This window comes from Streptomyces sp. SID5910 (assembly GCF_009862125.1).
GTDB lineage: Bacteria > Actinomycetota > Actinomycetes > Streptomycetales > Streptomycetaceae > Streptomyces.
The window spans coordinates 1-1,484 of the sequence record NZ_WWHX01000462.1 but is presented as its reverse complement, the minus strand read 5'-3'; the positions used below and the strand labels follow the sequence as shown (position 1 = coordinate 1,484).

Genomic DNA, 1,484 nt, shown 5'->3' with positions numbered 1-1,484 from the left:
GGAGCAGGTCCTTGGCCAGTTCGGCGCCGCGCCCGCCGCCGACCGCGGTCGACACCACGACACAGGCCGCGTCGACGTCGTCGGGCAGCCGCTCGACCGCGTCGTACAGCGGGACGCCGTACTCCTCGGCGAGTGCCGCGGAGCGGGCACTGCCCCGGGCCAGGATGCCGGCGAGCCGGAAGCGTTCGGGCGCACGGGCGAGGGCCGCGGCGTACACCTGGCCGAAACGGGTGCCGCAGACGACGACGCGCATCGGGCGGGTCATCGGCGCTCCGCGGGCCGCGCGGTGAGCGCGTCCGCCAGGCGCGTCACATGGGGCCTCCGCAGGCAGCTGAAGTGATCGCCCGGTACGTCGACCACCGTCACGTCCCCCAGGCACGTCCCGCGCCAGAACGCGCTCGTGTCGTCCGTGGGTCCGGGGGCGCCCGGCACGGGCTCGACGGGGCGCAGGAAGGTGATGTCCCCCGCGTACGGCAGCGGATCGTACTGCGCCACCGCGTCGCGGATCCGTGCGAGGACCGCCGGCGGGGAGGGCATGCGGTGGCCGGACACCAGGGTCAGCCGCCGTACCGTCACGTCGGCCTCGCTCAGGGCGCGGGCCAGTTCCAGGGCGACCGGGCCGCCGAGGCCGTGGCCGATGATCTCCACGGCGTCGAACCCGGCGGCCCGCACCTCGCGGGCGTATCCCCCGGCCAGTTCCTCGACGAGGTCCGGTGCGGCGAGGTCGGGGCACGGGTCGCCGTCGGGTACGGCGATCCCGAACAGGGGCGCGTCCGTGCCGAGTTCGGTGATGAGCGCGTCGTACGGCGTCAGGGTGCCCGATCCGTCGTACACCAGCAGCCGCACCGGTCCCGCCCCGGATCCGGCGAGCGGGATCAGCGCCGAGGTGCGGGCCGCCGGGGCCGCCTCCGTGGCCGGAGCCGCCTCGGCGCCGGACCGCAGCGACCGGGCCAGGCCGGCGACCGTGGGGGTGTCCAGCAGGGCGCGGAGCAGGGTGTCGAAGGTGAGGTGCGCCGCCTCGGGCACGAGTTCGCGGATCCGCCCGACGAACCGGGCCGCCAGCAGCGAGTCCCCACCCGCGTCGAAGAAGCCCGCCTCGCGGCTCGGCGGCTCGGCTCCGAGGGTCTCGGCCCACAGGTCGGCGATCCGTCGCTCGACGCCCGGGTGCGGCGGCTCGGAGGGCTCGTCGCGCGACGCGGTGGGTGCCGGGGCCGAGGCGAGCAGCTTCTTCCGGTCGACCTTGCCGTTCGGGGTCAGCGGCAGCGAATCCACGAGGCGCACCCGCGCGGGGACCATGTGCGCCGGCAGCCGGTCGGCCACCCAGCCGACGAGCTCCCCGGCCTCGACGGATCCGGACTCCCGCCGGGGGATCACGAAGGCGACCAGGGCCCGTTCGAAGGCGCTGTCGCCCGCCGCCAGGACCACCGCCGTGCCCACCATCGGGTGTTCGCCGAGCACGGCCTCGATCTCGCCGAGTTCGATCC

At 75.9% G+C, this 1,484-nt stretch carries 2 protein-coding genes; both read right to left on the bottom strand.

All coding sequences use genetic code 11. The annotated features are described in order from the left end of the window. Positions 1-265, bottom strand: a 265-nt coding sequence (locus GTW67_RS16185) for a Gfo/Idh/MocA family oxidoreductase (protein ID WP_161165524.1), incomplete at its 3' end; no start/stop codon positions are given. Then, the coding region (locus GTW67_RS16180; RefSeq protein ID WP_237518889.1) for an AMP-binding enzyme at positions 262-1,484 on the bottom strand (1,223 nt) is incomplete at its 5' end. The genes GTW67_RS16185 and GTW67_RS16180, both read right to left, overlap by 4 nt.